The organism is Pseudothioclava alba (assembly GCF_033100795.1).
GTDB lineage: Bacteria > Pseudomonadota > Alphaproteobacteria > Rhodobacterales > Rhodobacteraceae > Pseudothioclava.
Window position 1 is genome coordinate 724,192 of sequence record NZ_JAWLVI010000001.1, and the last position, 23,217, is coordinate 747,408.

23 protein-coding genes are annotated in these 23,217 nt (G+C 63.2%); 1 reads left to right on the forward strand and 22 read right to left on the reverse strand.

Annotation, left to right across the window (positions count from 1 at the left end):
* Positions 1-309: 309 nt before the first annotated feature.
* The 11 genes from RYZ20_RS03520 to chvE form a co-directional block, all read right to left on the reverse strand.
* A complete protein-coding gene (locus RYZ20_RS03520; RefSeq protein WP_317670483.1) occupies positions 310-1,368 on the reverse strand; it encodes an aldose epimerase family protein in 1,059 nt (352 codons plus the stop codon).
* Positions 1,358-2,287 (reverse strand): Gfo/Idh/MocA family protein, encoded by a 930-nt coding sequence (locus RYZ20_RS03525; protein WP_317670484.1) that lies wholly within the window; start codon positions 2,285-2,287, stop codon positions 1,358-1,360. Before RYZ20_RS03525 ends, RYZ20_RS03520 begins: the two co-directional genes overlap by 11 nt.
* Positions 2,284-3,168, reverse strand: a complete 885-nt coding sequence (locus RYZ20_RS03530) for an SMP-30/gluconolactonase/LRE family protein (protein WP_317670485.1) — start codon at positions 3,166-3,168, stop codon at positions 2,284-2,286. Before RYZ20_RS03530 ends, RYZ20_RS03525 begins: the two co-directional genes overlap by 4 nt.
* Complete coding sequence (locus RYZ20_RS03535; protein ID WP_317670486.1) at positions 3,168-3,785, reverse strand: 2-dehydro-3-deoxy-6-phosphogalactonate aldolase; 618 nt, start codon at positions 3,783-3,785, stop codon at positions 3,168-3,170. The genes RYZ20_RS03530 and RYZ20_RS03535 overlap by 1 nt, the downstream gene beginning before the upstream one ends.
* Positions 3,778-4,665: a 2-dehydro-3-deoxygalactonokinase gene (locus RYZ20_RS03540; protein WP_317670487.1), complete on the reverse strand. Its 888-nt coding sequence runs from the start codon at positions 4,663-4,665 to the stop codon at positions 3,778-3,780. The genes RYZ20_RS03535 and RYZ20_RS03540 overlap by 8 nt, the downstream gene beginning before the upstream one ends.
* A gap of 12 nt (positions 4,666-4,677) precedes the next feature.
* Positions 4,678-6,186 (reverse strand): aldehyde dehydrogenase (NADP(+)), encoded by a 1,509-nt coding sequence (locus tag RYZ20_RS03545; RefSeq protein ID WP_317670488.1) that lies wholly within the window; start codon positions 6,184-6,186, stop codon positions 4,678-4,680.
* Between the two features lie 71 nt (positions 6,187-6,257).
* Complete coding sequence (gene araD, locus RYZ20_RS03550) at positions 6,258-8,012, reverse strand: L-arabinonate dehydratase (RefSeq protein ID WP_317670489.1); 1,755 nt, start codon at positions 8,010-8,012, stop codon at positions 6,258-6,260.
* Positions 8,013-8,029: 17 nt separating this feature from the next.
* Positions 8,030-9,001, reverse strand: coding sequence for an AraD1 family protein (gene araD1, locus RYZ20_RS03555; protein WP_317670490.1), 972 nt, complete (start codon positions 8,999-9,001; stop codon positions 8,030-8,032).
* A gap of 5 nt (positions 9,002-9,006) precedes the next feature.
* Positions 9,007-10,218, reverse strand: a complete 1,212-nt coding sequence (gene mmsB, locus RYZ20_RS03560) for a multiple monosaccharide ABC transporter permease (RefSeq protein ID WP_317670491.1) — start codon at positions 10,216-10,218, stop codon at positions 9,007-9,009.
* Between the two features lie 10 nt (positions 10,219-10,228).
* Positions 10,229-11,746 (reverse strand): multiple monosaccharide ABC transporter ATP-binding protein, encoded by a 1,518-nt coding sequence (gene mmsA, locus RYZ20_RS03565; RefSeq protein ID WP_317670492.1) that lies wholly within the window; start codon positions 11,744-11,746, stop codon positions 10,229-10,231.
* 111 nt (positions 11,747-11,857) lie between these two features.
* On the reverse strand, positions 11,858-12,913 hold the full coding sequence (chvE, locus tag RYZ20_RS03570) for a multiple monosaccharide ABC transporter substrate-binding protein (RefSeq protein ID WP_317671332.1): 1,056 nt from the start codon (positions 12,911-12,913) through the stop codon (positions 11,858-11,860).
* Positions 12,914-13,062: 149 nt separating this feature from the next.
* On the opposite strand from chvE, the gene RYZ20_RS03575 reads away from it, so the two are divergent.
* Complete coding sequence (locus RYZ20_RS03575; RefSeq protein WP_317670493.1) at positions 13,063-14,034, forward strand: LysR family transcriptional regulator; 972 nt, start codon at positions 13,063-13,065, stop codon at positions 14,032-14,034.
* Here RYZ20_RS03575 and cysE read toward each other — a convergent pair.
* The 11 genes from cysE to RYZ20_RS03630 all read right to left on the reverse strand — a co-directional run bounded on the left by cysE (position 14,010) and on the right by RYZ20_RS03630 (position 23,216).
* Positions 14,010-14,819, reverse strand: a complete 810-nt coding sequence (cysE, locus tag RYZ20_RS03580; RefSeq protein WP_317670494.1) for a serine O-acetyltransferase — start codon at positions 14,817-14,819, stop codon at positions 14,010-14,012. The two genes, RYZ20_RS03575 and cysE, sit on opposite strands and share 25 nt — an antisense overlap.
* 87 nt (positions 14,820-14,906) lie before the next feature.
* On the reverse strand, positions 14,907-18,836 hold the full coding sequence (locus RYZ20_RS03585) for a baseplate multidomain protein megatron (RefSeq protein ID WP_317670495.1): 3,930 nt from the start codon (positions 18,834-18,836) through the stop codon (positions 14,907-14,909).
* Entirely contained in the window at positions 18,836-19,282 is a 447-nt protein-coding gene (locus tag RYZ20_RS03590; RefSeq protein ID WP_317670496.1) for a C40 family peptidase, read from the reverse strand. Before RYZ20_RS03590 ends, RYZ20_RS03585 begins: the two co-directional genes overlap by 1 nt.
* Complete coding sequence (locus RYZ20_RS03595) at positions 19,279-20,169, reverse strand: DUF2163 domain-containing protein (RefSeq protein WP_317670497.1); 891 nt, start codon at positions 20,167-20,169, stop codon at positions 19,279-19,281. Before RYZ20_RS03595 ends, RYZ20_RS03590 begins: the two co-directional genes overlap by 4 nt.
* Complete coding sequence (locus RYZ20_RS03600; RefSeq protein ID WP_317670498.1) at positions 20,169-20,801, reverse strand: phage distal tail protein, Rcc01695 family; 633 nt, start codon at positions 20,799-20,801, stop codon at positions 20,169-20,171. Before RYZ20_RS03600 ends, RYZ20_RS03595 begins: the two co-directional genes overlap by 1 nt.
* An 11-nt stretch (positions 20,802-20,812) precedes the next feature.
* A complete protein-coding gene (locus RYZ20_RS03605) occupies positions 20,813-21,475 on the reverse strand; it encodes a phage tail tape measure protein (RefSeq protein ID WP_317670499.1) in 663 nt (220 codons plus the stop codon).
* On the reverse strand, positions 21,475-21,684 hold the full coding sequence (locus tag RYZ20_RS03610) for a rcc01693 family protein (RefSeq protein WP_317670500.1): 210 nt from the start codon (positions 21,682-21,684) through the stop codon (positions 21,475-21,477). The genes RYZ20_RS03605 and RYZ20_RS03610 overlap by 1 nt, the downstream gene beginning before the upstream one ends.
* Positions 21,681-22,007, reverse strand: a complete 327-nt coding sequence (locus tag RYZ20_RS03615; RefSeq protein WP_317670501.1) for a gene transfer agent family protein — start codon at positions 22,005-22,007, stop codon at positions 21,681-21,683. The genes RYZ20_RS03610 and RYZ20_RS03615 overlap by 4 nt, the downstream gene beginning before the upstream one ends.
* Before the next feature lies 1 nt (position 22,008).
* Positions 22,009-22,422 carry a phage major tail protein, TP901-1 family gene (locus RYZ20_RS03620; RefSeq protein ID WP_317670502.1) on the reverse strand — a complete coding sequence of 138 codons (414 nt, stop codon included), beginning with the start codon at positions 22,420-22,422 and terminating at the stop codon, positions 22,009-22,011.
* A gap of 54 nt (positions 22,423-22,476) precedes the next feature.
* Positions 22,477-22,884, reverse strand: a complete 408-nt coding sequence (locus RYZ20_RS03625) for a DUF3168 domain-containing protein (RefSeq protein WP_317670503.1) — start codon at positions 22,882-22,884, stop codon at positions 22,477-22,479.
* On the reverse strand, positions 22,881-23,216 hold the full coding sequence (locus RYZ20_RS03630) for a head-tail adaptor protein (RefSeq protein WP_317670504.1): 336 nt from the start codon (positions 23,214-23,216) through the stop codon (positions 22,881-22,883). Before RYZ20_RS03630 ends, RYZ20_RS03625 begins: the two co-directional genes overlap by 4 nt.
* Between the last annotated feature and the right edge of the window lies 1 nt (position 23,217).

Consider the following 23,217-nt stretch of genomic DNA (forward strand, 5'->3'; position numbering starts at 1 on the left):
CCCCGCTCAGATCAGAGCCACGGCCGGCGCAAATCGACCCGAAGGCGCCCCAAACCAGCAGTATCGGCCGCAGGTGGACACACCTGCCTGCCTGCCTGCACCGCGCAGCCTGCTCACATCCGGGTTCCGTCATCCACATGAACCACAGCCCCAACACAAAGTCGACGCAATCGCGCGCCGAACCCACTTCGGTAAATGAAGGTAGTCGGAAGAGCTTGGAAATCCGTTAACGCGCGAGCGAGGGAAACGCGCCGTCACAGCCGGAAAGCCTGAAAATCTCTTGGATTTTATCGGCGTTGCCCCACCCTGTCAGGAGGTCGGCCTGTCGGTTGCAAAGCCCAGAACAATCGCCGCATGGTAAACCTCACCCGGCGCCAGAATGACGCGGGCCGCGCACTGTGGGTCAGCCGCGTTCACAAGGTCCGGCCATGCCTGCGCCTCCAGACACATGCCGTCATGCTTTTGGTAGGCGTGGCCCGCTTTGCCGATCACGCTGCCATCCAGAAAATTGCCGGTGTAAAGCTGCACGCCTGGCTGGTCGGTCTGCATCCGCAGCACCCGCCCCGAGACAGGATCGCTCATCTCGATCAGCGGCCCATCCAGACAAAGGCAATGGTCGTAGCCCGCCACCGCCCCCGAACGGATCGAGGCCGCCAGAGGGCGCGGCGCGCGAAAATCAAAGGGCGTCGCCCCGACGGGCTCTGGCGGGAGCGGGATCATATGGCCGTCAACCGGCAGATAGCGCGCGGCTGGCACCGTCAAATCGGCCTCGATCGCGGCCATCGGGCGCGTGGCCAGCGCAGCACTGCCTGCAAGCGCGAAATAGCTGTGGTTTGTCAGTGCGATAGGGGTCGGCGCATCGGTGCGCGCCTCGTAGCGGATCGCTAAGGACACCCCGTCGGCGGCCTCCTCCAGCGCATAGACCACCTCGACCTCAAGGCGCCCGGGAAACCCCTGATCGCCGTCTGGGCTGACCAGCCGCAGGCGCACCGAGGGCGCATCCTCCAGCGCGACGATCTGCCAGTTGCGCCGATCGAACCCCTCGGCGCCGCCGTGCAGCGTCGTGGTCCCCTCGTTTTGCGACAAGCCATAGCTGCGCCCGTCCAACGTGAACCGCCCCCCCGCGATCCGGTTCGCCACCCGCCCGACAGTGGCGCCAAAGAACATCCGGTGGTTCAGATAGCCCGCCAGATCGTCATGCCCCAGAACGATGTCGTCGAGCCGGCCATCTTTGTCAGGCACCATGAGCGCCTGAAGCGAGGCGCCATAGGTGATGATCCGCGCCGTCACATCCCCGCGCCGGAGCGTGACCCTTTCGACCGGCTCGCCCGAAGGCAGATGGCCGAACAGCGCGCGCTCAGGGGGCATCGTGGAAAGCCTCGGTCTCGACCCGCTCACCCAGCAAGAACGCATCCGCAACAAGCTGTAGGGGCGCCAGATCGACATCGCATTCACCCGCTTCAATTAATGCGGCGAAGCGATTGTAAAGGCGACGATATTCGTAATCCGGTGCGCTGATATTCTCCTGCCCGTCGATGAACAGACGCGCGCCGCCTTCGCGCAAAAGCACCTCGCCTTCATCGGTTTCAATCAGTATATCCCACGTTTGCGGGCCGGTCTGGCGCCAGTCGAACACGGCATCGACCGGCACGCCCGAGGCCGAGACCATCGCCAGTTCTGCCCCGATGGGCGCCTGTTTGTTCGCCGGAAACTCCAGCCGCGCCGAGACCGGATGCACCGGCTCTGGCATGATCCTCGTCAGCACCGAGAGCGCGTTGATACCCGGATCGAACACCCCCAGCCCACCCGGCTGCCAGATCCACTCCTGACCGGGGTGCCAGTGGCGCACATCCTCTTTCCACGCAATCGACACGCGCCGCAGGCTGCGGGTTTGCAGCAGGTCACGCGCAACCTCGACCGCCGCTGCCTCGCGCGAGTGCCATGTTGCAAACAGCGTCACACCCGCCGCGCGGGCCATCCGCACCAGCGTCTCGACCTCGGAGACACTGGCGCCCGGAGGCTTTTCCAGCATCACATGGCGGCCCGCGCAGATCGCCTGCACTGCCTGCTGGAACCGCCCCTGTGGCGGGGTGCAAAGCGACACGGCAGCAAGGTCAGGCTCGGCGGCCAGCATGTCCGCGATGTCGTGATAGCAGGGCAGCCCATCCAGCCCCGCGTTGCGGCTGGCAATCGCGGCAAGGCGGAAACCCTCCGTCGCCTCGATCGAGGGGAGGTGCTGGTTGCGTGCGATGGTGCCAAGCCCGACAAGGCCAAGGGTAAAGGTCATGGCTGGTCTCCTGAGCCGAAAGAAACGAGGGTCACGGCGGGCTCGGGGCGGCCCTGTCCGGCGCCCATGATCGCGAAGGTCGCGCCAGATTGCGGCGCGGAATTTAATGCTTCTGCATCAAGACCTTGCGTGGCGGAAGTGCAGTAAAGCGTGGTGAAATCCGCCCCCCCGAAGGCTGGGCAAGTGGTATGCGGCGCAGGCAGATCGAGCCGCGCGCCAAGCGTGCCATCAGGGGCCATACGCAGCACCGTCCCCTCGCCCCAAAGTGCGATCCAAAGCGCCCCTTCGGCATCGGTCACAGCCCCGTCGGGATAAACCCCAAGCAGTCCGCAATCGAGGAACAACTCGGGCGCGGCAGCAGGCCAGCCGTCGCCGTCCAGCGCCACGCGGAACACCTGCGCAATCGCCGTATCTGCGAAATAGGCGACACTCCTGTCCGGCGCAAAACAGATCGCATTGGGGATTGTCACCTGACCGACCAGTCGGCGCAATTCTCCGCCGGCAAAACGATAGATTGCCCCTGCCCCCGTCTCTGCCGATTTCCCCATCGTCCCGATCCAGAAGCCGCCCCAAGGGTCCGCGCGCCCGTCGTTCGAGCGCGTCAGGGGGTTATCGGCCTCAAGCAGGCAAAGCGGTGTCAGGGTTTCGGCCGCTATATCAAACACCAACAGCGCGGTTTCAGAGGCAACCAGCAGGCGCTCCGCATCAATCCAGCCCGCCGCCGAACACATCTCGGGCAGGGATACCTCGCGGGTGGCGCCGGTCCCGGGCTTGCGCGCGAGCAGCCGCCGCCCCGTGATGTCGAACCAGAACAGCTCGGCCCGCAAAGGGTGCCAAAGCGCGCCCTCACCCAATTCGCAAATCCGCGCGTCGAACTGCATCATGCCTCCTTGGCCGCATCATAAGCGGCAACGATGGCGCGCGCGCGGGTGGCAACCTCGGCCAGACTTAGCCCCGGCGTATAAAGTGCCGTGCCGATGCCAAAACCATCAGCGCCCGCCGCAAACCACTGCGCAAAATTCTCTGGCCCTGCGCCACCAACGGCATAAACCTGTGTTCCCGCAGGCAGAACCGCGCGCATTGCGCGAAGCCCCAGCGGCCCGATCTGCGCCCCCGGAAACAGCTTCAGCCCACTCGCCCCTGCCGCCAGCGCGGCGAAAGCTTCGGTCGGGGTGAAGACGCCGGGCCAGGAGGCCAGCCCCGCTTTGCGCGTCACCGCAATCACTTCGGTGTCGCAATTGGGCGAGACGATCAACCGCCCGCCCGCCTGCGCCACCGCCTGCACATCTGCCGCAGTCAACACCGTGCCCGCGCCGATCTCGACCTCGGGACGATCCGCGAAAGCCCGCGCCATCGCCGCGATTGAGACCAGCGGATCAGGCGAGTTCAGTGGCACTTCGATCGAGGTGATCCCCGCCTCAACCAATGCCTTGGCACAAGGCACCGCCTCGGCCGGAGTAATCCCGCGCAAAATCGCGATCAGATTACGTTCAGTCATGGGTCGCCCCCTCGTATAAAGACCATAGCCCCTCGCGCACGAGATCGGCCCCGTCCAGTGCCCGCGCCTTACATCCGGCAACAGCCAGCGCGCGCAGGTAATGGGCTGACAGCCCCGCCCCGCCAATCACCACAGCCTCTGAGACGCCCGCCCCAAAAGCCGCGATCTCGGCCCCGATCAGAAGGCCGGACAGCCGCGCCCGAGACGCCTCGGGCCGCGTTCCCGCCAGCAGACCCGAGGCGCGGATCGCGAACAATTCGGCCAAGGCCGCACCCGCAAGCCCCGCCTGAACGCCCGCATCAAAGGCCGCCGCGTCAAACCCGTCTGTCGCAACCGAATGGCGCAGCACCGATTGCGTCGCAAGAAGCGAGAACAGCTCTCCCGTCATTGCGGTGTGAAAGCCCTGCACCTGCCCACCCGCCAGATGCACCCATTTCGAATGGGTGCCCGGCAGGATCGCTGCGCCCTCGAACGCGGGTTCCGCAGCCAGAAACCCCGCGATTTGCGTCTCTTCGCCGCGCATCACATCGGCTGGGTCGGCCTGCGACAGCCCCGGCACGATCTCAACCCGCACGCGTTGATCGCGGGCAGAGACCTTGCAGGTTTGCCCCGCCTCGACCGGCGCGCAGGGGACCGCACGGTAAGACGCCTCAACCCAACCCTGCCGCGCGCCGACCATGCCGCACGCCAGCACAGGCACCCGCGCCGTTTCCAGCCATGGCCCGATCAGCTCCAGCAGCGCAGGCTCAAAGCCATCGGGTTCAAGCGACCCCATGCCTTTCGCAGACCCCGCCTCGGCCAGAACCGCACGGCCCGCCATCGCCCACGCACGCAGATGGCTGGTGCCCCAATCAACGGCGATCCACTCGACAGCGTCCACGCTGCGCCCTCCTTACAGGTCTTCGGGCAGTATCGCCTCGGGCAAGTTCTGGTAGCTGACTGGACGCAAGAAGCGGCGGATGGCCATCGTGCCGACCGAGGTTGCCCCGAAGTTGGTCGAGGCCGGATACGGTCCGCCGTGGACCATTGCGTCACAAACCTCGACCCCCGTCGGGAAGCCATTGGCCAGCACGCGGCCCGCCTTGCGCTCCAGCACCGGCATCAGGCGGCGCGCCAGATCGGTGTCGCCCGCATCCAGATGCAGTGTCGCCGTCAGCTGCCCCTCGAACGAACGCGCAACGGCCAGCATTTCTTCTGCGTTTTCAACCGTTACCAGCAGGCCAAGCGGCCCGAAGACCTCTTCGCCAAGCGCGTGATTGCCAAGCCAGTCCGCACCCTTCACCACGAACAGATAGGGCGTCGCGTCGCGCTGGTTGCACATCGAGGTCAGCACCTCGCGCACGCCTGCGGCACCCGCAATCCGGTCGCGCCCCTGACGATAGGCTGCCGCGATCCCGTCGGTCAGCATCACCTGCGCCCCCACGGCTGACAGCGCCTCGCGCGCCGCATCGGCAATCGTATCGGCCTGAGACGCCATCACCACCGCAATCCCCGGATTGGTGCAGAACTGCCCTGCCCCCATGGTCAGCGACCCGGCCCAGCCTTTGCCGATCTCGGCACCGCGCGCGGAAACCGCCTCGGGCAACAAAAACATCGGGTTGACCGAGCCAAGCTCGCCAAAGAACGGGATCGGCTCGGGGCGCGAAACGCACAGATCAAACAGCGCGCGACCACCCGCAAGCGAGCCGGTAAAGCCCACCGCCTTAATCAGCGGATGCTGCACCAGCCCCGTGCCGACGTCGCGTTTGCCGCCCTGCACCAGCGAGAACACCCCCGGATGGACCCCGCAGCGCTTGATCGCCGCATGGATCGCTTCGGCCACAATCTCGCCCGTGCCCGGATGCGCCGAATGGCCCTTCACGACCACCGGACAGCCCGCCGCCAGTGCCGAAGCCGTGTCGCCCCCCGCCGTCGAAAACGCGAGCGGGAAGTTCGAGGCGCCAAACACCGCCACAGGCCCGATCGGGCGCTGCATCAGCCTAATATCAGGGCGCGGCAGAGGCGTGCGCTCGGGCAGCGCGACATCGTGGCGGCGGTCCAGATAATCGCCGTCCAGAATGTGGCCGGCGAACAGGCGCAACTGCCCCGTGGTGCGCCCGCGCTCGCCCTCAAGACGCGCGACGGGCAGGCCGGTTTCCTGCGTGCCGATCTCGGTGATCGCGGCGGCGCGCGCCTCGATTTCATCGGCGATGGTCTCCAGAAACTCGGCCCGCGCCTCGCGCGTTGAATAGCCATAGGACCAGAACGCCTCTTCCGCCGCCTCGCAGGCCGTATTCACCAGATCGACCGTGCCGACCGAGAATTCATGCGCGGGCCCATGCGCGGGTTCCGAGCTGAATTTCATATCCGTTGCAATCCAGTCGCCCGCGATCAGGTGCTTGCCATGAGGTGTGAATGTCATCGTATCGTCCTTATTCGGTTTCGGCGTCCCGCCGTGAGTATCAGCCCGGGGCCCCCCCCGGGGTGTCCGGTTTAGTGGCTGTCCTTGCCGACGGCATTGCCACGGCAGCCTTTCAGGAAACCGAGATCCGCGCCAGTATCCGCGCCCTCGACATGGGTCTGGTGCAGCCACGCATAGCCGCTTTCCGCTTGCTCGTGACCGGGCGTCCATGCAGCCAAACGCTTGGCCAGTTCGGCGTCCGAAATATCCAGATGCAGGCGGCGGTTCGGCACATCAATCTCGATCATATCGCCGTCGCGCACAACCGCCAAAGGCCCGCCGACCGCCGCTTCGGGCGAGGTATGCAGCACCACCGTGCCATAGGCCGTTCCCGACATACGCGCATCCGAAATCCGCACCATATCGGTGATCCCCTTCTTCAGCACCTTTGGCGGCAGGCCCATATTCCCGACCTCGGCCATACCCGGATAGCCGCGCGGGCCACAGTTTTTCAGGACCATGACACAGGTCTCATCAATATCAAGTGCGTCGTCGTTGATCTTGGCCTTATAGTCGTCGATGTCCTCGAACACCACGGCGCGGCCACGATGCTGCATCAGTTCGGGCGAGGCCGCCGAGGGCTTCAACACCGCCCCCTTCGGCGCAAGGTTGCCCTTGAGCACAGCAATCCCCCCTTGCTGCGTCAGCGCCTTTTCCAGCGGCAGGATCACGTCATCGTTGTGGTTAATGACGTCCTTCACCTCATCCCAGATCGCCAGCCCCGAGACCGTCAGCGCATTTTTGTGCAACTGCCCGCCCTCGCCCAGACGTTTCAGAACCACCGGCAGGCCGCCCGCGTAGAAGAACTCTTCCATCAGGTATTTGCCCGACGGCATCAGGTTGACGATAGTCGCAACATCACGCCCGCAGCGATCCCAGTCATCAAGTGTCAGATCGACCCCCACGCGGCCTGCAAGCGCAAGCAGATGGATCACCGCATTGGTCGATCCGCCAATTGCACCATTCGTGCGAATAGCATTCTCAAACGCGTTTTTAGTCAGAATATCAGAGGGTTTCAGGTCGTCCTTCACCATCTGAACGATGCGCCGACCCGACATTTGCGCCATCACGCGGCGGCGGCTGTCCACCGCCGGAATCGCTGCATTCCCCGAGAGCGCCATCCCCAGAGCCTCGACCATCGAGGCCATCGAGGACGCCGTGCCCATCGTGTTGCAAGTGCCGGTCGAGCGGCTCATCGACTGCTCGGCCTCAAGGAATTCTTCGGCCGTCATCTCGCCCGCTTTCACCGCTTCCGAGAATTTCCACAGATGGGTGCCCGACCCCACGCGCTCGTTCCGGTAATAGCCGTTCAGCATCGGCCCGCCGGTCACGACGATCGAGGGAATATCGCACGACGCCGCCCCCATCATCAGCGAGGGCGTGGTCTTGTCGCAGCCCACCAGCAGCACGCAACCATCCATCGGCTGACCGCGGATGGTTTCCTCTACCGCCAGCGCGGCGAGGTTGCGGAACATCATCGCCGTCGGGCGGAAGGTGTTTTCGGATGCCGAGAACACCGGCACCTCCACCGGAAAGCCACCTGCCTCCCACACGCCCGCCTTCACTTTCTCGGCCAGCTCTTTCATGTGGATGCCGTTGCAGGGCGACAGCTCTGACCACGTATTCAGGATGCCGATGATCGGGCGCCCGTCGAACAGATCATGCGGGTAGCCCTGATTTTTCATCCAGCCCCGATGATAAATCGTGTCGCGCGAGGTGCCCTCATACCATTCCTGCGAACGCAGGCGGCGCGGCCAGGGGGCGGGCTTGAAGGAGTTGACGGACATCTTAGGTCTCCAGAAAATCAGAGGGAACGAACCGTCACGGCGCGATCAGGCGCGCCGTCTTCGGTCGCAAGAGGGTTGGTCAGCGCCAATCCAAAGGCGGGCGCAGAAATCTCGAACACATCGCCGGGTTCGGTCACGACCCCTGCCCCGCAAGACAGCGTCGCCGTGCCGAACATATGCACATGCAGGTCTCCGGCGCGGCGGAAGGCCGCGTATTTGAAGTGGTGATGTTCAAGGTTGGCAAGCGTATGGGACATATTCGCCTCGCCCGAAAGGAACGGCGCATCAAAGATCGCCTCGCCATTGCGCAAGACGCGCGAGCGCCCCTCGATATGGGCGGGCAGCTCTCCGATAAGGATCTCGGGCCCGAAACTTGCCGGCCGCAGCTTGGAGTGCGCGAGGAAGAGGTAGTTCATCTTTTCGGTCACATGATCGGAGAATTCATTCGCCAGCGTAAAGCCTATGCGAAATGGTATACCATTTTCCCCGATCAGATAAAACCCCGCAATTTCCGGCTCTTCGCCACCATCCAGCGCGAAGGCAGGAGAAACCAGCGGATCGCCCGGCGCAATCGCCTCGGTGCCCGGCCCTTTGTAGAACCACTCGGGCTGCACCCCTACCGCGCCCTGCGCGGGCTTGCCTCCCTCGATCCCCATACGAAACATCTTCATCGAGTCCGTCTCGTGCTCGGGGGCGGCGGCGTGCATTGCATTGCGCGTCGAGGCCGAGCCCAGATGCGTCAGCCCGGTGCCGCACAGATACATCCGGGCCGGTTCAGGATGGCGCACCGGCACATCAAGCTTGCCCGCCGAGGCCAACGCCAGCAAATCCACCGCCTCGCCGCCCGCAGGCAGGATCTCGGCCAGTTTTGCCCCCTTCGCAACAGCCTCGGAGGCCAGTTCGAAGATCGAGGTCCGCCCCGGAACTAGGCGGGCAGCTTCGCCCTCGCGGCAAATCACACCGCCCGATTTCAATTGGCTCAGATGCATTGGTCTTAACCTTGCTTACGTTTGTTGTAGACGTCGAAGATAACGGCAGCGAGCAGCACCAGGCCTTTGATAACCTGCTGATAATCAATACCGATCCCCATGATCGACATGCCGTTGTTCATCACCCCCATGATGAAGGCACCGACAACCGCCCCCACGATTTTCCCCGAGCCGCCCGACATCGACGCCCCGCCAATGAACACAGCTGCAATCACATCCAGTTCGATCCCGAAGCCCGCTTTCGGCGTCGCGGTATTGAGGCGCGCGGCAAATATCAGCCCCGCCAACGCGGCCAGCAGCCCCATGTTGACGAAGGACAGGAAGGTCAGGCGCTCGGTCTTGATGCCTGAGAGTTTCGCCGCTTTTTCATTGCCGCCAAGCGCGTAAACCCGCCGCCCGATCACCGTATTTTCGGTCAGGAAGGCATAGACCACCACCAGCACGCCCATCGTCACCAGCACGTTTGGCAGCCCGCGGAAGGTCGCCAGCTTGAAGGTCAGGAACAGCATCGCGCCCAGAACGATGATATTGCGCGCCCAGAAGAAATTGGCGGGTTCACCACTGATGCCATAGGCTTTGTTGTGCGCACGCTCGCGCAGGCCAAGCCAGATCACGAAACCCGCCGCCATAAGCCCCACGCCCATCGCCAGCACGTTGAACGCGCGCGCGCCGAAAACCTCGCCAAGTGCGGCGGTCGCCTCGCGCGGCAGGAGGTCAGGCACAAACCCTGTAGACAAAAGCTGGAACGAGCCGGGGAACGGGCCGACGGATTGCCCCTCCAGCAGCCACAAGGACAGCCCGCGAAACACCAGCATCCCCGCCAGCGTCACGATGAAGGAGGGGATTTTCCAATAGGCGACCCAATAGCCCTGCGCCGCCCCGATCAGCGCCCCCATCACCAGCGCAACAGGGATCGTCACCGCAACCGGCACGTTCCACTCGACAATCATCACCGCAGCAAAAGCACCGATGAACCCCATCACCGAGCCGACCGAGAGGTCGATATTGCCCGACACAATGACGATCAGCATCCCAAGCGCCATGATGATGATGTAGCTGTTTTGCAGGAACAGGTTGGTGATGTTGACCGGACGCATCAGTGTCCCGCCGGTTACGATCTGGAAAAACGCCATGATCGCGATCAGCGCGAACAAAAGCCCGTATTCACGCATATGGGCTGCAAGATAGCCTTTCAACCCTTTGGTTTCGTGGTCCATTTCCGTTCCCTCATTCCGTAACGATGAGCGACATGATGCGCTCTTGCGAGGCATCAGAAGCGGGCAATTCACCCACAAACGCGCCTTCGTTCATGACGTAAATCCGATCGCACATACCCAGAAGTTCGGGCATCTCGGACGAGATCATCACCACGCCTTTGCCCTGCGCGGAGAGATCGTTGATGATCGAATAAATCTCGTATTTCGCGCCGACGTCGATGCCGCGCGTGGGTTCATCCAAAATCAGAACCTCGGGGTCGGTGAACAGCCATTTGGCCAGCACGACCTTTTGCTGGTTACCGCCAGACAGGTTCCCGACCTTCTGGAAGACACTCGGCGTGCGCGTGGCTAGCGCCTTGCGATACCGCTCGGCCACTTCGGTTTCGCGCCGCTCGTCCAGCACGCCGTGCGATGACACGCTTTCCAGTTTCGCCAGCGAGGTATTAAAGCGGATGCTTTCGTCGAGGATCAGCCCTAATTCCTTGCGATCTTCGGTGACATAGGCCAGCCCCGCCTCAATCGCGCGGGTGACTTCGCTCAGGTCTACCGGCTGCCCTTTCAGACGCACCTCGCCTGAGATATTGCGCCCCCAGCTTTGGCCAAAGATCGACATGGCCAGTTCGGTCCGCCCCGAGCCCATCAGCCCCGCGATGCCCACCACTTCGCCCGCCCGCACATTGAACGAGATGTCCCGGATTACCTGCCGTCCGGCGTGTTCAGGGTGCCAGACATTCCAGCCCGAGACCTCCATCAGCAGATCGCCCGCCCGACGGTCACGCTCGGGGTAACGCTGCGACATATCGCGCCCGACCATATCGCGCACGATGTCGTCCTCGGACAGCCCCGCCTTCGCATCCAGCGTCGAGACCGTCATCCCGTCGCGGATCACCGTCACGGTATCGGCGACATAGCGCACCTCATTGAGCTTGTGCGAAATCAGGATGCAGGTCACGCCCTGCGCCTTGAGTTCCAGCATCAGGTCCAAAAGCGCGCGGCTGTCGTTTTCCTGAAGTGCGGCGGTGGGTTCGTCCAGGATCAAAAGCCGCACGTCTTTCGACAGAGCCTTCGCGATCTCGACAAGCTGCTGCTTGCCAACCCCGATCGAATCGACCAGCGTTCCGGGCGTTTCCGACAGGCCGACCTTGCGCAAAAGTTCGGTCGTGCGGGCAAAAGTCTCGCGCCAGTTCAGCACTCCGCCCGAGGCGCGCTCATTGCCCAGAAAGATGTTCTCGGCAATCGAAAGCTGCGGCACCAGCGCCAGTTCCTGATGGATAATCACGATGCCGTGGTCTTCGCTATCGCGCAGGGTGCGAAACTCGGCCAGCGCCCCGTCATAGTGGATTTCGCCGTCATAGCTGCCCGCCGGATAGACACCCGAAAGTACCTTCATCAGCGTCGATTTTCCGGCACCGTTCTCGCCGCAAATTGCGTGAATCTCTCCGGCCTCAACGCGCAAGTTCACCTGATCGAGCGCCTTAACACCAGGAAATTCTTTGGTAATATTTCTCATTTCGAGAAGAGTGGTCATGGCATCCGCCTCACTCTGGCCCACTATCGCAGGCTGGTCGTCGATCTTTGTGTCCCCTCGAAAGGCCACCCGCACCACCACGGGCGCGGGCGCCCTCTCAAGTGCGGAGGATCACTTGATCTGGTCTGCGGTGTAATAGCCCGAACCGATCAGGATGCTTTCCCAGTTGCTTGCATCGACCGGAACCGGCTCAAGCAGGTAGGAAGGCACAACCTTGACGCCGTTGTCATAGGTCGAGGTGTCGTTGATCTCCGGCTCGCCGCCCTCCAGCGTCGCGTTGACCATGCCCACGGTCACGCGGGCCAGTTCGCGGGTGTCTTTGAAGATGGTGGCATATTGCTCGCCCGCGAGGATCGACTTGACCGACTGGACTTCGGCGTCCTGCCCCGACACGATCGGCATTTTCAGATCGCCCGAACCATAACCGACGCCCTTAAGCGAGGACAGGATCCCGATCGACAACCCGTCATAGGGCGACAACACGCCGTGGACCTCTTTGTCGGTGTAATTGGCGGAAAGGATGTTATCCATCCGCGCCTGCGCGACCGCGCCGTCCCAACGCAGAGTGCCAACCTTGTCCATACCCATCTGGCCGGACTGGACCACCACATCGCCCGCGTCGATCATCGGCTGCAGAACCGACATCGCGCCGTTGTAGAAGAAATAGGCGTTGTTATCATCGGGCGAGCCGCCGAACAGCTCGACGTTCCACGGATGGGCCTCGGGGAAGCGCGCTTTCAGCCCGTCCACCACAGTGGTTGCCTGCTGCACGCCAACCTTGAAGTTGTCGAAGGTCGCGTAATAATCGACATCGCCCGAGTCACGGATCAGACGGTCATAGGCGATAACCTTAACGCCCGCCGCCGACGCATTCGCCAGCGCGTTCGACAGCGTCGTGCCATCAATCGCCGCAATCACCAGAACATCGACGCCCTTCGTCACCATGTTCTCGATCTGCGCAAGCTGGTTCGGGATGTCGTCTTCGGCATATTGCAGATCGGTGTCGTAGCCGGCAGCGGTGAACTGATCGACCATCGAGTTCCCGTCCGAGATCCAGCGCGCCGAGGATTTCGTGGGCATCGAAATGCCCACCAGCCCCTTGCCTTCAGCGAAGGCCGGAGCAGCAAAAGCAGACAACGAAAGAGCGAGAACGCTCGCGTAAGTCATAAGTTTCATAATTTCCTCCCAGAACGAAGAGCTTCTCCACCAGCTCTCCAGAAACTGCCCCTTGAACGAGGCGTACCTTTTTCTAGAAGGAGTTTACATATCACTCAAATACCAAGATAAGAAATTTACATATCATATCTGGAATACAAATGGGACATCAGCTTCAAAATCTGCGTCCGGCACAAGCACGGCTGATCTCGGCCATTGCCGAAAGCGGGCAGCTTCAGCTTGCAGCACTACATTGCAAGATGACGCAACCTGCCGCATCGCGAATGCTCGCCGCACTAGAGACCCAGCTCGGGATGGTCCTCTTTGAGCGCACGCCAAAGGGGATGGAGCCGACACCCTCCGGGCATCTGCTGGCGCAACACGCCGCGCGCCTCGTGCACGATCTCGACCGTATGGCCGAAGACTTCGATGACCTGAAAACAGGGCGCGGGGGGATCGTGCGGGTGGGTTCGGTTACCGGCCCCGCCATCGGACATCTGGTGCCCGCGATCCAGCGCCTGAAATCCGAGGCGCCCTCGCTGGATATTTCGATCGAGATTGCCCCTTCCTCGACCCTTATTCACTTGCTTGAACGCGGAGATCTGGATTTCGCCTTGGCGCGCCTGCCGCCCCATCTGGACCGGCGCGACTTTGCGATCGAACCCGCCCGCGACGAAATTGTGCAACTTCTGGTGCGCGACGGGCACCCTCTCCTCGGGCAGGGACCGCAGTCGCTCGCCACCATGCAAGACTTTCCGTGGATTTTGCAGGATCAGGGCGCCCCTATCCGCCACGCCATCGAAACGGCCTTTAGCGACGAAAGCCTTACGCGGCCCGACAACATCATTGCCACCTCGTCATTGCTGATGATTCTCGCGCTTTTGCCACAATCCGATGCGATCGCCCCGATGGCGCGTGAAATCACCGAGCTGATGCTGAAAAGTCCGGTTTCGGCCAATTTCAGGACGCTGGAGCTTAACCGCCCGATTACCGTCGATCCCTATCTGATCCTGCGGTCTCGCGGGCGGATCATTCCGAAATCTGCCGAGCGCCTGCTCGGGTATGTGCGTGAGTTGATCCGCCTGCACCCACCCGCAAGACAGAGGGGTTACCCCCCCTTGCCCAAAAGCTGATCCATCTCGGTCGCGGGTTGGTCGCACCCCGCGTCACCCACGATCCGCGCGGGCACCCCTGCCACCGTCTTGCAGCACGGAATATCCTCCAGGACCACCGAGCCTGCTGCGATACGCGAGTTATCCCCGACCTTGATATTGCCCAGAACCTTGGCACCAGCCCCGATCAGAACGCCGTTGCCGATCTTCGGATGGCGATCTTCCTCTTCCTTGCCGGTGCCGCCAAGCGTAACCGAGTGCAGCATCGAGACGTTATCCCCGACAACCGCGGTTTCCCCGATCACGATCGAATGCGCGTGGTCAATCATCACGCCTTGCCCGATTTTCGCGGCCGGATGGATGTCGACACCAAAGGTCTCGGAGGTGCGCATCTGGATGAAATAGGACATGTCCTTGCGCCCCTCATTCCAAAGCCAATGCGCGACCCGGTAAGATTGAAGCGCCTGATACCCTTTGAAAAACAGGATCGGCTGCAGCAAACGATGGCAGGCCGGATCGCGGTCATAGACCGCTACCAGATCGGCGCGCGCAGCATTCCCGAGTTCGGGCGACTTGCGATAAGCCTCGTCCGCGATCTCGCGCAAAATCTGCTCGCTCATCTCGCCCGAAGCCAGCTTCAGCGAAAACCGATAAGCCAGCGCGCCCTCCATCGTCGGATGGTGCAACAGCCCCGCATGGATCAGCGCGCCCAGAAGCGGCTCGTTGCGGACAGCCTCGCGCCCTTCGTCGCAGATGCGCGACCAGACAGGGTCCAGCGATGCAATCTTGGCTTTGGGTCCGGGCATGAGCGCCTCCTGTGTTTCTCGGGCCACCCTATCACATAGGGTCCGCGAGAAATAGGGGAAGGCCCATGCCGTGAAAACCCCGAAAAATCAGCCCGCAACCTGCACCACCCGCGAAAGCCCCTCGCCGTAGCGGTCGGAAATCTGCGCCACCTCGACCGAGAACGCCCCCGCAATCCCATCCCCCGCTTTCGCCGCCGCCGCATAGTGCCAAAGCGGCGTACCCAGCGTGACCTCACGGCGCACGGCCCCCATATCATCGCGCACCCGCACGCGGTATTGCTCGGCGCTTTCGCCCAGAGGCACGTCCTCGGCCTCCCAAGCATCGCCATCAATCCGCGTCCGCCGCAGCCACGAAAAATCCCACCCCGAGGAGTTCGCGACCACGCGCAAATGCGCCGGAGAGAGCGGACGCAAACCAACCCCCGAAAACGCCCGCACCGTATGGGAATAAGACGCATCATCATAACCACGCAGCGCCGATCCGATCCGGTAATGGCGCGTAAGGTTTCGCGCGCTTGGCAAGAGGTTGATCTGTTCGACCGCGGCATTCATCAGCACCACGACCGAACCTTCGGGCCAGACCTCGGGCATTAGCGCGTCCGTGCCCAACTGGCCTCGTAGCCTGCGCCGCACTTCCCAAACCCCCGGTTGGACCGGCTCGGCCTCAGCGAACTGGAACAGCTCCCAGCTATCGGAAACCCCATCCCCGATCGCCATCAGGTTTGCCCCCGCAAAGACCCTCGCATCGGACGCTCCGGAATAGGAGCCGCGCACCAGCCGAATACGCAACGGTGCGCCGCGATCCCACAGCCCCGTGCGCGTGGCCCTTAGCGGCGTCAGTGTCTCTCCGACAATCGCGGCCGACTCAAGCGTGGTATTCAGCGCATATCCGTCATCCTCAAGCGCAGAGTAGACCGCCACCGATCCGGGCCAGGGCGAAGCAACGGCCGCGACATGAGGCGCGTGCGGCACCTCTTGCCCCGTCATCAACGGCAAGTCCAGAAAGATCGGAGTGACTGGAACCGGCGGCATATATGCCGCGACACGCACCTCTTCTTCCGCCTCGTCCGAGGGTTGATAGACCGCAGGCTCCACCCGCACGGCCTCGACGCTGATCGCCTCGGCCTGTTCGGCGCGGTCGATCCGGTAGCGTCGTGCACCCTGGGGTGTTTCAAGCGCGACCACATCCCCCGCCCCCAGATACCCAAGCGAGGGCGGCAGAGCGAACTGCGCCCCGTCGCGCGCCACACGCGCCTCGGTCAGCCAGCGCTCGACCGTCCGCTGCGCCTCGGCCCGTGTCAGCGCCAGCGGAAGCGCTGAGGCTGCGGCCTCACCCGCACGTTCGTCAGGGAAGATCGCCTCAACCGTACGCGATCCATACTCGCCGTCGGCTTCGGTGTAATGCAGCCGCACACGACCGGACAGCTCTGCCTCTGGCGCGCGCTGCGTCTGGAGTGCAACCTCCGAAGTGCCATAGGCAAGCATATCCTCTCCCAGATACGCCGTAACGCGCCCGTCACGCATCTTGAACACCAGCTTTCCCTCGCGCTCGACCGCCTCGAACCCGTAGGCCAGCATCAGCGATTGCAAGACACCGCGCGCCGAAACATCCCCGCCATCAACATACCCGCGGACGAACCCGTAAAGCCCTGAAACGTCGATATGTTTCGCACCCGCACACTCGCAGATTTCCGCAACAACGCTTGCCAAAGGTTGCGCAACCGCGCGACCGCTGATCCAGTGTCCGCGCGCATAATTCTCCGCATCCGCCCACAGCCCGGAAAGGGCCGGAAACTGCGGATAGGGGCGCGCGTCCCACGCCCAGACATGCGCCTTGGACATGTCGATCATCAGCCCATCATAGACATCCGAGACCGGGTTATTCTCGACCCGCGACCAGTAGTCCGTCATCGCGCGCAGATATTGCATCTGGATCAGCTCGTCGCGGCGCCCGTCAGAAAATCGCGGTACGCTTGATTCCGAGCTTTTCGGATCAAGAAACTTATTGGGTTGGTTCGTCGCCTTGTCGATGGCCGCACAGCCAAACTCGGTAAACCAGATTGGCTTCGAGCGCGGCACCCACCGCGTTGGCTCGCTTGCCCGCCCCCCGTCCACGCGTTCGAAATGGTGGTTCTCCCAGAACCCGCGCAAATCCTTATAGCGCCAGATCCAAGGTTCTCCATGGGCGCCATCGGTTATCGGCGTGCGGATTTGCGCGGCCCTGTGCGCCTGGTTTTCGTAATACCACTCGAACCCCTCGCCGCCCTCGATATTGGACTGGAGGTAATCGAGGTTATAGATGCTGCCCCAATCCGCATCGGCGTGGGTTTCCCCCTCACGCCAATCCGATAGCGGCATGTAGTTGTCGATCCCGATAAAGTCGATATTTTCATCGGCCCAAAGCGGATCGAGATGGAAATAGCGAAACCCTTCGGGCGATTTATAGCCGAAATACTCGGACCAGTCGGCGGCATAACCGATCTTGCACTCCGGCCCCAGAATAGCACGCACATCCGCCGCCAGCTCGCGCAACGCCTCGACCACGGGAAAGCGATCCCCTGCCCCACGAATTTGTGTCAGCGCCCGCAACTCCGAGCCGATGCAAAAGGCATCAACACCGCCAGCCAGTTTACACAAATGAGCGTAATGCAAAACAAAGCGGCGCAGCGAAAACTCCTCGGGACCGGTGTAGGACACAGTATCCGCCCCGATCGTGAAATCACCGACCCGCGCGGCCCCGACAAACGACGCGACCTCGGCATCCGCCATCGCCGTCCGGTCGGGCGAGCCATCCCGCCCAGGTGCGACCGACAGGGTAATCCGCCCCCGCCACGGCAAAACCGGCTGATTATCGGCATCACTCCACGGATCAGGCAGCCCGTTTCCAGCCAGTTGTTCCATCAGGACAAACGGGTAAAAGGTCACCGCCTTACCCTTTTCCCGCATCGCGACAATAGCCTCGATCACAGACTGGTCAGAGGGCGTCCCGCCATAAACCGGGCTACCATTCAGGCGCGGCACCACCCCTGCCGTTGCGCGCGTCAGACCCGAGACCGACCACGGCATATTTGTGCTATCCGTCTGCGCGTCCGACACTTTCGGCGCAATCTGGCATGTCCCGCAGCGCAGGTCATTGCCGAACCAGCTGACCACCAGAGAGACCGCCTCACAGGCGGGCAGTTCCTCGTCAAGCGCGCTCAAAGTCACCTCGAAATCGGAACGGTCTCCGGGGGCGTGCTGATTGACAACGGTATCGCCCGACAGCACCCCGTTCACCCATGACGCACTGCCTTCACGCACCTTCGTGGTGGCCAGAGAATATTCCCCCGTTCCCGGAATAAGCGCGACACCACGAACGCCGCGCACAAGGTCCGGGACCGTCTGGATCAGCTCGCCCTGTGCCGCGCGCGAGACCTCAAAGGAAAACTGTGGCACACGATTGCCAAACGGCGCGAGTTGCAAATCCTCGAACACGACATAGGCGACCCCGCGATAGGCGGGCGCCATATCCGCCCCTTCAACTGCGGAAATCTTCGAATCGGGCAACTGGTCCTGTGAACCCGGATAGACGCGCATCGTCACCGTCGCGGGGTCAAGCTCTGCCCCGTCGGCCCAGACCCGCCCGATACGCAAGATCTCGCCTTCACACACAGCAACCGCAAGGCTCACCGAATAGCTATATTGGGTATTGGTCGCGCTTGGCGCACCCTTGCCGCCAACCTTCTCGGTGGTTTTATGCTCCAGGAACCGGGTGGCCCAGATCACCTGGCCGCCCACGCGCATCCGCCCCCAGACCCGCCCGACCGTCTGCCCTTCCGAGGCCGAGGTCAGGCGCAACCGGTCGATCTTGCCTGTTTCCACCGCCTGCGAGCCCGCCCCAAGCAAGCGCTGGTCGATCGCCCGCCCCAAAGTCGCCCCCACCGCGCGCCCGATTACTGCGCCCGACAGACCCAGAACCGTGCCGCCAAAACCGCCGCCAATCGCGGCACCCGCCGCAGAAAGCAAAATCGTCGCCATCACTTGGCTCCTTCTGGAAATTGGAAACGTGCCACAATGCGGCGACGCCAGGGGATGGAAAGCGGGCTTTCGATCACCCCGTGCCCCGTGTAGGCATGGATGAACCGCGCCGCCGCGCCGGTTTCAGAGATCATCCCGAGGTGCTTGGCGACACTGCCTTCGCGCATCCGAAACAGGATCACCTGCCCCAAGTCATCCCCGCCCGCTGCAGGCAGTTCGACCAGATGGCGCCGCGCCGCCACCCAAAGCCGTTCCTCGCGCGAAGCCTCGGACCAGTCGCCTGTGTAAGGGGGCACAGGCTCAGGCTCGGCACCATAGATCGCGCGCCACACACCGCGCAAAAGCCCAAGGCAATCCGTCCCCGCACCCTTCACACTCGCCTGATGCACATAGGGTGTCCCAAGCCATTCCCGCGCCTCGGCCAGCGCCTTTTCGCCCGCGCTCATCGGAACAGGCTTTCGCCGGTATTCGACTGCCCCGAGACCGGATAGGACATCAGCCAGTCGTCACCCGGAACATGCGGAAAACCGCGAAAATTCAGAAAGTTGTGAAACTTTAGCCGACACGTTTCGGCACGGCGGTCGCACCCTGCCTCAAACCGGATCATGTCACCGCTGCGCACCTCCGCCCCGAAGCGCTGCCAAAGCTCGACCTGCCGCGCGCCATCGGACAGCAACCGGTCATTCTTGACCACGCCCACCAGCCCCTTGGCTGCTCCGCTCAAAACAGTTGCACGGCCCTTTTCGAACCAGCGATCTGTGAAGCCCGCAAAATCGGCGAAGCGGAAGACGCGCGCATCCTCTACGCTCTCCACTGCGACCTTGGCCCGATACCCGGCCTGCACCGTATTGAACCCGCACTCGCGATCCCCCAGAACCGCCGGACAGCGCGCGTGATAAACACGTCCGGTTTCTACACCCAGCGCCTCGCTCAGCCCCCGCAGCTCGGCGGTAAAAGCCCCCTCGCCACGCGTCATCTCACCGATCGTTCCGCAAAACAGTTCTGCGCGTTGCGCCGGATCAGCCCAGTTCACCAGCCAGACACGGACCTCGGCCCCGTCATAGCGTCCCGCCAGAATATCGGCCTCGGAGATCGCATCGGACCGAAGCGCGCCATAACCTTCGGTATTATCCACCGAAAGCCCCGTCGATTGCGACAGCGCCTTCGCGGTCATCCCGGTTTCCGGCGCAAACCGGATACCGTCAAACGTGATCCCCGCATCATGGTCGGTAAAGCCCAGCACAACCCCGTCGCGCCGCCTGACAGACCATGCCCGCGCCAGCGTCGTCGATCCGCTTGCCAGATGCGCCTTAAGCTCTTCGGAATAACCCATCAGACCCGCACCTCCACAACCGGAACCTGCGGCAGATCACCTGCCTGAAACGAGGCCACCGACACCTGGATGCTGTCCGCATCGAACCGCACCGGCACGTCGAATTCAAAGCCTGCCGTAATCCGCGCCCCTTCAGCGGGTGCATCACGGAAGGTCACGATGCCGGTCTCCAGATCGACATCCCAGTCGATCGCCTCGGACTGATGGTCCCCCTGCACCCCCACCTTCACCGAGCCTAGCACCGGCTTGGTGATCGGGCGGGTGTAGGATTGCTGGCCGGAGACATAGGTTTTCGCCAACTGGAACCCTCGGGTCACGCCGTCCCCCGTCCCGATCACCTGATCATCGTAGTCCACCGCAACCGATGGCGCGCAGGACTTGTAATCCGCCCAATCCTTCCAGCGGAACCCGTGCAACTGCCCGTGGCGCGCCTCAAAGAACGACAGAAGCCGCTCCACATCATCCAAAGACCGCAGCCCCACCCCGGCATCATAGCGCCGCCGCGAATGAGCCCAGGGGCTGTTACGCTCTTCAAAGCCATTGGTCAGCGTCACGATCTCGGTGCGCCGCTCAGGCCCACCGACCGAGCCGAAACTCAGGTTGGCGGGAAAGCGAATTTCATGAAATGCCATCTGGTCTCTCCTCAGCGGTTGCGATCACCGCGCGCCAAAGCACGGCCCATCTGCGCGGCGATCTGCGAGTGCGAGCGCTGGAACCCGCTCACATCGGGCGTTGAAATATTCATCACGATGCTCACAGGCCGCCCGCCGCCTTGGGCCTGCACGCCAAGCCGACCATCCGGCCCGCGCGTCAGCGGCATAATCGCCTCGGGGCCGGCTTCCCCCATCAGCCCCGTTCCCCCGCGCATCGGAAAACTTGTCGGAGAGGCCACAACGCCCCCCTTCGCAAAGGGCATCACCCGCCCCTGAGAGAACGCACCGCCACTCGCAAACGGCAGCATCCCCCCCAACAGCGCGTTCATCCCGTTGGCCAGCGCCCCGCCCGCCGCCTGCTGCAAGGGCCGCATCGCCACACTATAGGCGCTATCGGCCATCGAGCGCGCAACCGAGCGCAACGCATCCGACAGCTTCATGCCGTCGAACACCACCCCATCAAAGGCGTTCCGCAGCGCGCCCCCGAAACTGGTTGAAAGCGAGCGCACCTCGCGGTTGGTATAGGTCATGCTCTCCCGCATCCGCGCGAGTTCAGCGTTGAACTCCGCCGCCATCGCGCCCGCACTGCCGAAGCTCTGCTCCAGCTCGGCAGCCTTGCGCCCAAGGCTGTCAATCCCGTCGGTATCGACCATCACTCCTGTCCTTTCCTGATTTCACGATCCGGCCATGCGGCGGAGAGCGCCTCAAGGCGTGCGCGCGTCAGTGCGGGCGGCCCGCTTCCCTGCCCGAGCATCAGCGCAAGTTCCGCCGGGCTCAGCGCCCAGAACTCGGGCGGTTTCAGGCCAAGCCCAACGATCCCCGCCCGCATCAGCCCCGGCCAGTCCAGCCCGCCCGCACTCATGCCTCGCCCGCGCCCGGGACGGTGAAGGCCCGCGCCAGCAGCACCGCCGCCAGTCGCGCCGCCTCGACGGGGCCACCGGCAATCTCGACCGTGCGCAAATCTGCACCACGCCCCTGCCAGCCCCCGCCCCGAAGCCCCGCCACCAAAAGCGCCAGCACATCACGGCTGGAAAACCGTCCCGTCTCAAAACGCTCGATCACCGCCATCAGCGTCTCTTCCCCAAGATCCGCCTCCAGCTCGGCCAAAGCGCCCAGCGTCAGCTTTGCCGCATGAGGCTCCCCGTCGAGCACAACCTCGACCTCACCAGCCATCGGGTTCGCCATCTCAGATCGCCGCAAACGCCAGCGCACCAGCCGAGGCGAGCGTCACCTCGTAGGTCGCCTCGCCATTATGGCTGCCCGCGTATTCGATCCCCGAAATCATGAACGGCCCTTCGATGATGCCGAAATCGGGGATAATCACCTGAAAATCGGGGCGCTCGCCGTCAAAGAAAATCTGCCGCGCGCGCTCATCCGTGGCGGCGTCCTTGAACACCCCCGCCCCCGAGATTGAGGCTGATTTGACGCCTGCCCCGCTCAGTAGCTCGCGCCACCCCCCCTGGCTTTCCAGCGAGGTCACATCCACCGTTTCCGCGTTAAAGCTGATCCGCGAGGCCCGCAGCCCCGCGATGGTCTCGAATTGCCCTGCCCCCGTAAGGTCCAGCTTGATAAGCAGGTCTTTCCCGTTCTGAGCCGCCATCATCTATCTCCGATAAATATGTAAAACTGCCAGCCGCCCGCGCGGGCGACCGGATTAGCCTTCGACGCGGGCGCGGAAGGTCAGGTCAATGCGCCGCGCCTCTCCGGTGCGCACGCGGCGCGCCTTTGCCGACACGAACCACAGCCCGACCAACGACCCCCGCGCCAGCATCAGCGGCGCATCGACCAAAGCGTCCGAGATCGCCGCCGCCACCTCTTTTGCCGCCTGAAACCCCGCCGCATCGGTCACGACCGACACAACGAAGTCATGCCGCGCGCCGTCGCCTGTCTTGTCCGAGGCATCGACCGCATCTTCCGGCCCCAAGGACACATAAGTCCCCGTCACCGTCCCGGGCGGCACCGCGTCATAAACCGCCGTCCCCACCAAGGCCTGCAACGCCGGATCGGCCAGAAGCGTCTGATAGACCGCCGCCTGAAGCGCGGCTGCAACCGCATAGCTCATGCGACCACCTCCTCTCGGGCGAAACAGGTCAGATACATCCCCGCCGCGTCATATTCGGTCACCGCCAGAATGCGGTAAATCCGCGCGCCTTCGCGAAACCGCTGCTCGGGTTTGGGCCGCTGGGGCGAGCCTTCGGGCGCGCCGCGCACCCTGATCTTCAACGGCACCGAGGCCAGCGTCACAAACTCGCCGGCCTTTTCAACGCCGGTTCCGGGCTTCACCTCGGCCCAGACCTGCCCAAGCTCTGCCCATGTCTTGCGAAATCCGCCCGCACCATCGGCCACCTGCACCGGCGTCTCCAGCATCAGCCTGCGTGTCAGTTTCGGCACCATC

What these genes read in the sequence shown, in the direction of transcription:
- RYZ20_RS03520 (WP_317670483.1), bottom strand. Translation starts at nt 1,368, where the DNA reads ATGCCCCCTGAGCGCGCGCTGTTCGGCCATCTGCCTTCGGGCGAGCCG.
- RYZ20_RS03525 (WP_317670484.1), bottom strand. Translation starts at nt 2,287, where the DNA reads ATGACCTTTACCCTTGGCCTTGTCGGGCTTGGCACCATCGCACGCAAC.
- RYZ20_RS03530 (WP_317670485.1), bottom strand. Translation starts at nt 3,168, where the DNA reads ATGCAGTTCGACGCGCGGATTTGCGAATTGGGTGAGGGCGCGCTTTGG.
- RYZ20_RS03535 (WP_317670486.1), bottom strand. Translation starts at nt 3,785, where the DNA reads ATGACTGAACGTAATCTGATCGCGATTTTGCGCGGGATTACTCCGGCC.
- RYZ20_RS03545 (WP_317670488.1), bottom strand. Translation starts at nt 6,186, where the DNA reads ATGACATTCACACCTCATGGCAAGCACCTGATCGCGGGCGACTGGATT.
- araD (WP_317670489.1), bottom strand. Translation starts at nt 8,012, where the DNA reads ATGTCCGTCAACTCCTTCAAGCCCGCCCCCTGGCCGCGCCGCCTGCGT.
- araD1 (WP_317670490.1), bottom strand. Translation starts at nt 9,001, where the DNA reads ATGCATCTGAGCCAATTGAAATCGGGCGGTGTGATTTGCCGCGAGGGC.
- mmsB (WP_317670491.1), bottom strand. Translation starts at nt 10,218, where the DNA reads ATGGACCACGAAACCAAAGGGTTGAAAGGCTATCTTGCAGCCCATATG.
- mmsA (WP_317670492.1), bottom strand. Translation starts at nt 11,746, where the DNA reads ATGACCACTCTTCTCGAAATGAGAAATATTACCAAAGAATTTCCTGGT.
- chvE (WP_317671332.1), bottom strand. Translation starts at nt 12,913, where the DNA reads ATGACTTACGCGAGCGTTCTCGCTCTTTCGTTGTCTGCTTTTGCTGCT.
- RYZ20_RS03575 (WP_317670493.1), top strand. Translation starts at nt 13,063, where the DNA reads ATGGGACATCAGCTTCAAAATCTGCGTCCGGCACAAGCACGGCTGATC.
- cysE (WP_317670494.1), bottom strand. Translation starts at nt 14,819, where the DNA reads ATGCCCGGACCCAAAGCCAAGATTGCATCGCTGGACCCTGTCTGGTCG.
- RYZ20_RS03585 (WP_317670495.1), bottom strand. Translation starts at nt 18,836, where the DNA reads ATGGCGACGATTTTGCTTTCTGCGGCGGGTGCCGCGATTGGCGGCGGT.
- RYZ20_RS03590 (WP_317670496.1), bottom strand. Translation starts at nt 19,282, where the DNA reads ATGAGCGCGGGCGAAAAGGCGCTGGCCGAGGCGCGGGAATGGCTTGGG.
- RYZ20_RS03595 (WP_317670497.1), bottom strand. Translation starts at nt 20,169, where the DNA reads ATGGGTTATTCCGAAGAGCTTAAGGCGCATCTGGCAAGCGGATCGACG.
- RYZ20_RS03600 (WP_317670498.1), bottom strand. Translation starts at nt 20,801, where the DNA reads ATGGCATTTCATGAAATTCGCTTTCCCGCCAACCTGAGTTTCGGCTCG.
- RYZ20_RS03605 (WP_317670499.1), bottom strand. Translation starts at nt 21,475, where the DNA reads ATGGTCGATACCGACGGGATTGACAGCCTTGGGCGCAAGGCTGCCGAG.
- RYZ20_RS03610 (WP_317670500.1), bottom strand. Translation starts at nt 21,684, where the DNA reads ATGAGTGCGGGCGGGCTGGACTGGCCGGGGCTGATGCGGGCGGGGATC.
- RYZ20_RS03615 (WP_317670501.1), bottom strand. Translation starts at nt 22,007, where the DNA reads ATGGCGAACCCGATGGCTGGTGAGGTCGAGGTTGTGCTCGACGGGGAG.
- RYZ20_RS03620 (WP_317670502.1), bottom strand. Translation starts at nt 22,422, where the DNA reads ATGGCGGCTCAGAACGGGAAAGACCTGCTTATCAAGCTGGACCTTACG.
- RYZ20_RS03625 (WP_317670503.1), bottom strand. Translation starts at nt 22,884, where the DNA reads ATGAGCTATGCGGTTGCAGCCGCGCTTCAGGCGGCGGTCTATCAGACG.
- RYZ20_RS03630 (WP_317670504.1), bottom strand. Translation starts at nt 23,216, where the DNA reads ATGGTGCCGAAACTGACACGCAGGCTGATGCTGGAGACGCCGGTGCAG.